Source organism: Arthrobacter agilis (genome assembly GCF_002953615.1).
GTDB classification, from domain to species: Bacteria; Actinomycetota; Actinomycetes; order Actinomycetales; family Micrococcaceae; genus Arthrobacter_D; species Arthrobacter_D agilis_B.
The window spans coordinates 895,555-902,978 of the sequence record NZ_CP024915.1; the positions used below are offsets into that span (position 1 = coordinate 895,555).

Below are 7,424 nucleotides of genomic sequence, written 5' to 3' on the forward strand. Positions count from 1 at the left end.
CCTGACCCGCCTGCAGCAGCAGCGCCGCCGGCTCCTGAACGCGCTCGCCGCGGCAGGACTGACGGAGGTGCTGTCCTACCCGTTCGTCAGCGGGCACGCCAACGCCGTCTTCGGCACGCCGGACGAGGGAGCTGCCGTCGCCTCGGTCAAGCTCGCGAACCCGCTCAGCGCGGAGCTCGGATACCTGCGCCGGTCGATTCTCCCCGGTCTGGTGGAGCTAGCGAAGCGCAACTCCTCGCGCGGCTTCCGTGACCTGGCCCTGTTCGAGACGGGCGCCGTCTTCCTGCCGGGGGACGTGCTCGGCACATCATCCATCCCGCCGCTCGGTGCCCGGCCCGACGACGAGGTCCTGGACGCCCTGTACGCCGGTATCCCGGACCAGCCGCAGACCATCGCTGCACTGTTCACGGGCCACGAGGCGGCGCCGTCGGCCGGCGTCGTCCCGCGCGCCTGGGACTGGGCCGACGCTGTGGACGTCGTCCGGCTGATGGCACAGGTCGCCGGGGTCGACGTCGTCGTGCGGCAGGGGAGCCACCAGGCGTTCCACCCCGGCCGCACGGCCGAGATCTCGCTGCGCAGCGGAGAGGTGCTGGGCTACGCGGGTGAGCTCCACCCGAAGCTGATCGCCGCGCAGGACCTCCCGGCGCGCACCGTGGCGCTGGAGGTCGACGCGGACCTGCTGCTCGACGCCGCAGCGGACGTCATCGTCGCGCGGCCGCTGTCCACCTACCCGCCGGCCACGCAGGACGTGGCCCTCGTGGTCGACGCCGGGGTGGTCGCGGGGGACGTGCTCGAGACGCTCCGTGAAGGCGCAGGGGAGCTCCTCGAGGACGTCAGCCTGTTCGACGTGTACACGGGCCAGGGCATCGGTGAGGGACGGAAGTCGCTGGCGTTCGCCCTGCGCTTCCGCGCCCCGGACCGCACCCTGACGGCGGACGAGGCCAGCGCGGCACGCGATGCCGCAGTCGCGCTGGCAGGAGAGCGGTTCGGCGCCGTCCAGCGCTGAGCGACGGCAGCTCCGGGCCCGCCCGGAGCTGCCGCCGTCGCCCCCGTACGGAGCGCGTGCCCGCAGAGGGTCGCTCCGGAGGAACGCCGGCACCTCTGAACGACGCCTTCCGGCCCATGTACGGGCGGGAGGAATCAATCTACTGGGGATGAGCCGTACATCGCCCGCTTCCCGGCGGCCCGGGATGGCTCAGGGCAGGAGCAGCACCTTGCCCGTGGTGCGCCTGGCCTGGAGGTCCTCGTGGGCCCGTGCCGCGTCGGCGAGGGCGTAGCGCGCGCCGACGCGGACATCGAGCTGCCCTGCGGCCACGGCACCGAACAGTTCCTCGGACCGCCAGCGCCGCTCCTCGGGTGTCAGCAGGTAGTGCGCCAGCGTGGGACGGGTGAGGAAGATCGAGCCACCGCTGTTGAGGCGTTGCGGATCGACCGGCGGCACCGGCCCGGACGCCGCGCCGTAGAGGACGAGCGTCCCGCGGATCCGGAGCGAGCGCAGGGACTCGTCGAAGGTCGCCCTCCCCACCCCGTCGTACACCACGTCCACCCCGGTGCCGTCGGTGAGGTCACGGACCGCGCCGGCGAAGTCCTCGTACCGCAGGACCTCGTCGGCCCCCGCACCGCGGGCCAGCTCCTCCTTCTCCGGCGTCGACACCGTCGTGATCACGCGCGCGCCCTTCGCCTTGAGCAGCTGGATCAGCAGGAGGCCCACGCCGCCGGCGCCCGCGTGCGCGAGGACCGTCTGGCCGGGCTGCACGGCGAACGTCGAGTTGATCATGTAGTGGGCGGTCATGCCCTGCAGGGGGAGGGCGGCAGCCGTCTCGAGGTCCACGCCGTCGGGCACAGGGAGCGCCTTGTCGGCGTCGACGACGGCGAACTCCCCGTAGGTCCCCTTGCCCTCGGCGAAGGCGACCCGGTCGCCCGTTCCGAAGCCCCGGACGTCCGCCCCCACGGCCTCCACCGTCCCGGCCGCTTCGGCTCCCGGCGTGAAGGGATACTGCATCGGATAGGCGCCGCTGCGCTGGTACGTCTCGATGAAGTTCACGCCGGCCGCAGCGACCTTCACCAGGAGCTGCCCGGGTCCGGCATCGGGCCGGTCCACGGTCGCGAGCGTGAGGACGTCCGGACCGCCGGGTTCGGAGACGACGATGGCAGAGGGCATGATGCTGGTCCTTTCGGTGGCGTGTCCTCATGCTATTCCCGCCGCCCCGAATCCGATATGCATGATTATGTGTCGGCATGCATACCCTTGCTGTACGCTGGGCTCATGACGTTCACCGCAGCCGTGTCCGGCGCCAGTGGCTACGCCGGAGGAGAGCTCCTGCGCCTCCTCGCCAACCACCCGGGGATCGAGATCGGCGCGATCACGGCCCACAGCAACGCGGGAGCGCGCCTCGGCGAGCTGCAACCCCACCTCCATTCCCTGGCCGACCGGGTGCTGCAGGAGACCTCGCCCGAGGTGCTCGCGGGGCACGACGTCGTCTTCCTGGCCCTCCCGCACGGCGCCAGTGCGGAGATCGCCGCGCAGCTGTCACCGGAGACCCTCGTGATCGACGCAGGGGCCGACCACCGCCTGCAGGATCCCGCCGCGTGGGAGAAGTTCTACGGATCGGCCCATGCCGGGACCTGGCCGTACGGCCTCCCGGAGCTCCCGGGTTCCCGTGCGGATCTTGCGGGGGCCCGGCGCATCGCCGTCCCCGGGTGTTATCCGACCAGCGCGCTCCTCGCGCTCACCCCCGGCTTCGCCGCGGGACTCCTAGAGCCCGACGACGTCGTGATCGTCTCCGCCTCCGGCACCTCCGGCGCGGGCAAGGCCGCCAAACCGAACCTCATCGGCTCCGAGGTGATGGGCGGGATGAGCCCGTACGGCGTCGGTGGCGGCCACCGCCACACCCCGGAGATCGAGCAGGGCCTCAGCCTCGCCGCCGGCGAGCGCGTCTCGCTGTCCTTCACGCCGACCCTCGCCCCCATGGCCAGGGGCATCCTGACGACCGCGACCGCGAAGGTGCGCGCGGGTGTCGACCATGCCCGGCTCCGGGACGCGTGGGAGTCCGCGTACGCCGAGGAACCCTTCGTCCGCGTCCTCCCCGAGGGCCAGTGGCCCTCGACGAAGTCCGTGCTGGGCTCGAACTACGTGAACCTGCAGCTCGCCTTCGACGAGCATGCGGGCCGCGTGGTCGTCAGCAGCGTCATCGACAACCTCACCAAGGGGACCGCAGGCGGAGCCGTGCAGTCCATGAACATCGCCCTCGGACTCGACGAGACCGCGGGCCTGACCATCCAGGGGATCGCACCGTGAGCATCACCTACCCGGGCGGGTTCCGTGCCGCAGGCGTGGCCGCCGGCCTCAAGAGCACCGGCAAACCTGACGTCGCGCTCGTCGCCAACGACGGTCCGCTGCACAACGCCGCAGCCGTCTTCACCACCAACCGGGTCGCCGCCGCGCCCGTGCTGTGGTCCCGCCAGGTCGTCTCGGACGGACGCGTGGACGCCGTCGTCCTCAACTCCGGCGGCGCCAACGCCTGCACCGGCCCGGAGGGATTCCAGAACACGCATCGGACGGCCGAGGCCACGGCGGAGCTCCTCGGCGTCTCTGCGACGGACGTCTTCGTCTGTTCCACGGGCCTGATCGGCGAGCAGCTCCCCATGGACCGGCTCCTCGCGGGCGTGACCGGCGCGGCCGGGTCCCTCGGCAGGGGAGGCGGCCCGACCGCGGCCGAGGCGATCATGACCACGGACACCGTTCCGAAGGAGGCCCGCTATCCGGCGACCGCCGACTCGGCGAGCGAGGGCTACGCGATCGGCGGCATGGCCAAGGGAGCCGGCATGCTCGCCCCCGGCCTCGCCACGATGCTCGTGGTGCTGACCACGGACGCGGCGCTGGATCCCGCGGCCCTCGACGCAGCGCTGCGCGAGGCCACGCGGGTCAGCTTCGACCGTACGGACGCCGACGGCTGCATGTCGACCAACGACACCGTCGTGCTCCTCGCCTCCGGCGCGGCGGGCGTGGCCCCCGACCAGGCGCAGTTCACCGCGGCCCTGACGGACGTCTGCCTCGACCTCGCCGCGCAGCTCATCAACGACGCCGAGGGCGCCAGCCACACCATCGCCGTGCGGACCGTCAACGCGGCCTCCGAGCGCGACGCCGAGACGGTCGGCCGCGCCGTCGCCCGGTCCAACCTCTTCAAGACCGCCATCTTCGGCAACGACCCCAACTGGGGGCGCGTGCTCGCCGCGGTCGGCACGACGGACGCCGCATTCGAACCGGACCGGCTGAACGTCTCGATGAACGGCGTGCAGATCTGCCGGAACGGCGGCATCGGTGACTCCCGCGACCTCGTGGACCTCACCGGGCGCGACGTCACCGTGGAGATCGACCTCGCTGCCGGCTCCGCGTCCGCCACGATCTGGACCAACGACCTCACGCACGAGTACGTGCACGAGAACTCCGCCTACTCGAGCTGACGGGAGACGCCATGACCGAGACGACGAACGACACGACGACAGGCACGACACCCGGCACCACACCCGGCACGACCCCGTCGGCATCGACCCTGAGGGCCCAGGACAAGGCCGCCACCCTGATGGAGGCCCTGCCCTGGATCCAGCGCTTCGCGGGCACCACGATGGTCATCAAGTACGGCGGCAACGCCATGGTCGACGACGAGATGCGCCGCGCCTTCGCCGAGGACATCGTGTTCCTGCACCACGTCGGCATCCGTCCCGTCGTGGTGCACGGCGGCGGCCCGCAGATCAATGCGATGCTCGGACGCCTCGGCATCGAGTCCGAGTTCAAGGGGGGACTGCGCGTCACGACCCCCGAGGCCATGGACGTGGTCCGGATGGTCCTCACCGGCCAGGTGGGCCGGGAGCTCGTGGGCCTCATCAACTCCCACGGCCCCTACGCCGTCGGGCTCTCCGGCGAGGACGGCGGGCTCCTCCGCGCCGTCCGCACCGGCACCGTCGTCGACGGCGAGCAGGTGGACCTGGGCCTCGTCGGCGAGGTGACCGCCGTCCACCCCGGCGCCATCCTGGACATCCTGCAGGCCGGCCGCATCCCCGTGATCTCCACGGTCGCCCCGGAGTACGACGCCGACGGCGACGCCACCCAGCAGGTCCTGAACGTCAACGCCGACTCCGCGGCCGCCGCCCTGGCCGCCGCACTCGGGGCGTCGAAGCTCGTCATCCTCACGGACGTCGAGGGCCTGTACGCCGCATGGCCGGACCGCTCGTCGCTCATCTCCTCCCTCTCCGCGGCGCAGCTCCGCGAACTCCTGCCGAGCCTCCAGTCCGGCATGATCCCGAAGATGGCGGCATGCCTGCAGGCCGTCGAGGCCGGCGTGGAACGGGCCCACATCGTCGACGGACGCCTGGCCCACTCCATGCTGCTGGAGACGTTCACCACCGCCGGCATCGGCACGCAGGTCGTGCCCGACGTCGTGCCCGGCGTCGTGCCCACGGGCACCAGGTCCACCGGTCCAGCACCCACCGATCCAGCAGGAGCACAGGCATGAACGAGACCGCCATCGCGACCCATGGACGGCACGCGGCAGCGCCGGCAGCCGATGGCGCCGTCGACGTGCTCACGGGCGGTGACTCCGGCGCGGAGTGGCTCGCGCGCTACAACGGAGCGCTCCTGGGTGTCTTCGGGACGCCGCAGCGCGTCCTCGTCCGCGGGTCGGGCTGCTACGTGTGGGACGCGGACGGTACCCGGTACCTCGACCTGCTCGGCGGGATCGCGGTGAACGCCCTCGGCCACGCGCACCCCTTCGTCACCTCCGTCGTCTCGAGCCAGCTCGCCACCCTCGGCCACATCTCGAACTTCTTCACGAGCCCCACGCAGGTGGCGCTCGCCGAGAAGCTGCTCGCACTGGCACAGGCACCCGCCGGCTCGCGCGTGTTCTTCACCAATTCCGGCACGGAGGCACTCGAGGCCGCCGTCAAGCTCGCCCGCAGGAACAGCACCACCGGGAGGCGCCGCATCCTCGCGCTCGACGGCGCCTTCCACGGGCGCACCATGGGTGCCCTCGCCCTCACGTCCAAGAAGGCCTACCGGGAGCCGTTCGAGCCCCTGCCGGCCGGCGTCGAGCACATCCCCTTCAACGACACCGACGCCCTCCGCGAGGCCATGGACGGCTCCGTGGCCGCACTGGTCCTCGAGCCCATCCAGGGTGAGGCCGGCGTCCGTCCGCTCTCACCGGAGTACCTCCGCACCGCCCGCGAACTGACCCGCGAGCACGGTGCCCTCCTGATCCTCGACGAGGTCCAGTCCGGTATCGCGCGGACCGGCCACTGGTTCGCGCACCAGGCGGTCGACGGCGTGGTCCCGGACGCCATGACCCTCGCCAAGGGCCTCGGCGGGGGCTTCCCGGTCGGAGCCCTCGTCACCTTCGGCGAGGACGTCTCGGGGCTGATCGGTGCAGGCCAGCACGGCACCACCTTCGGCGGGAATCCCGTGGCCACGGCCGCCGGCCTCGCCACCCTGCACGCGCTGGAATCCATGGGTGCCCTGCAGCACGCCTCCGACGTCGGCGCGTACCTCCGTGCCGGACTCACCGCCGTCGACGGCGTCGCAGCCGTCCGCGGCGAGGGCCTGCTGATCGGATTCGACCTCGACGGAGAGCACGCTCCCGCTGCGGTCCAGGCCGCGCTCGCCGCGGGGTTCATCATCAACGCGACCGGTCCGTCGACCCTCCGCCTCGCGCCCCCGCTCATCCTCACCACCGAGCAGGCGGCGACGCTCCTCGACGCCCTGCCCGCCATCCTCCGCACCGCCCAGACCCCAGCCCGGGAGGCATCAGCATGACGCGTCACTTCCTCGTCGACACCGACCTCTCGCCGGCGGAGCAGGCGGAGGTCCTCGACCTCGCCGCGGAACTCAAGGCGGCCCCCTACGCGCACGCCCCCTTCGCGGGAGAGGGCGCCGGACGCAGGACGGTCGCGGTGATCTTCGACAAGACCTCCACGCGCACCCGGGTCTCCTTCGCCGCCGGGATCGCCGACCTCGGCGGCGTGCCGCTCATCATCGGCGCGGGCGACTCGCAACTCGGGCACAAGGAGACCATCACCGACACGGCGAAGGTGCTCGAGCGGATGGTCGCGACGATCGTCTGGCGCACCTACGCCCAGGCCGGACTCGAGGAGATGGCCGCGGCGTCGAGCGTCCCCGTCATCAACGCCCTGTCCGACGACTACCACCCGTGCCAGCTGCTCGCGGACCTCCTCACCATCCGCGAACACAAGGGCGCCCTCGCCGGGCTGACCATGACCTACCTGGGGGACAGCGCCAACAACATGGCGAACTCCTACCTGCTCGCAGGCGCCACCGCGGGGATGCACGTGCGGGTCGCCGGGCCGGAGGGCTACCTGCCCGGACCCGCGGTCGTGGCCGCCGCCGAGGCGCGGGCTGCCGAGACCGGCGGCCA

Annotated in this window: 5 protein-coding genes and 2 pseudogenes; 6 read left to right on the plus strand and 1 reads right to left on the minus strand. The window is 72.1% G+C overall.

Annotation, left to right across the window (positions count from 1 at the left end; translation table 11 throughout):
• Positions 1–1,006 (plus strand): annotated as a pseudogene (locus CVO76_RS17215) (phenylalanine--tRNA ligase subunit beta); the annotation flags it as partial.
• Between the two features lie 189 nt (positions 1,007–1,195).
• Here the strand turns inward: CVO76_RS17215 and CVO76_RS04350 are convergent.
• Positions 1,196–2,161, minus strand: a complete 966-nt coding sequence (locus CVO76_RS04350; protein WP_208740845.1) for a quinone oxidoreductase family protein — start codon at positions 2,159–2,161, stop codon at positions 1,196–1,198.
• A 105-nt stretch (positions 2,162–2,266) separates the two neighbouring features.
• Here CVO76_RS04350 and argC point away from each other — a divergent pair, with 105 nt between their 5' ends.
• From argC to CVO76_RS04375, 5 genes and pseudogenes are all read left to right on the plus strand, one after another.
• Entirely contained in the window at positions 2,267–3,298 is a 1,032-nt protein-coding gene (gene argC, locus CVO76_RS04355) for an N-acetyl-gamma-glutamyl-phosphate reductase (protein ID WP_133082252.1), read from the plus strand.
• Positions 3,295–4,464 carry a bifunctional glutamate N-acetyltransferase/amino-acid acetyltransferase ArgJ gene (gene argJ, locus CVO76_RS04360; protein WP_133082253.1) on the plus strand — a complete coding sequence of 390 codons (1,170 nt, stop codon included), beginning with the start codon at positions 3,295–3,297 and terminating at the stop codon, positions 4,462–4,464. Before argC ends, argJ begins: the two co-directional genes overlap by 4 nt.
• 119 nt (positions 4,465–4,583) lie before the next feature.
• Positions 4,584–5,513 (plus strand): acetylglutamate kinase, encoded by a 930-nt coding sequence (argB, locus tag CVO76_RS04365; protein ID WP_244186296.1) that lies wholly within the window; start codon positions 4,584–4,586, stop codon positions 5,511–5,513.
• Complete coding sequence (locus CVO76_RS04370) at positions 5,510–6,805, plus strand: acetylornithine transaminase (RefSeq protein WP_208740849.1); 1,296 nt, start codon at positions 5,510–5,512, stop codon at positions 6,803–6,805. The genes argB and CVO76_RS04370 overlap by 4 nt, the downstream gene beginning before the upstream one ends.
• Positions 6,802–7,424 (plus strand): annotated as a pseudogene (locus CVO76_RS04375) (ornithine carbamoyltransferase); the annotation flags it as partial. The gene CVO76_RS04370 and the pseudogene CVO76_RS04375, both read left to right, overlap by 4 nt.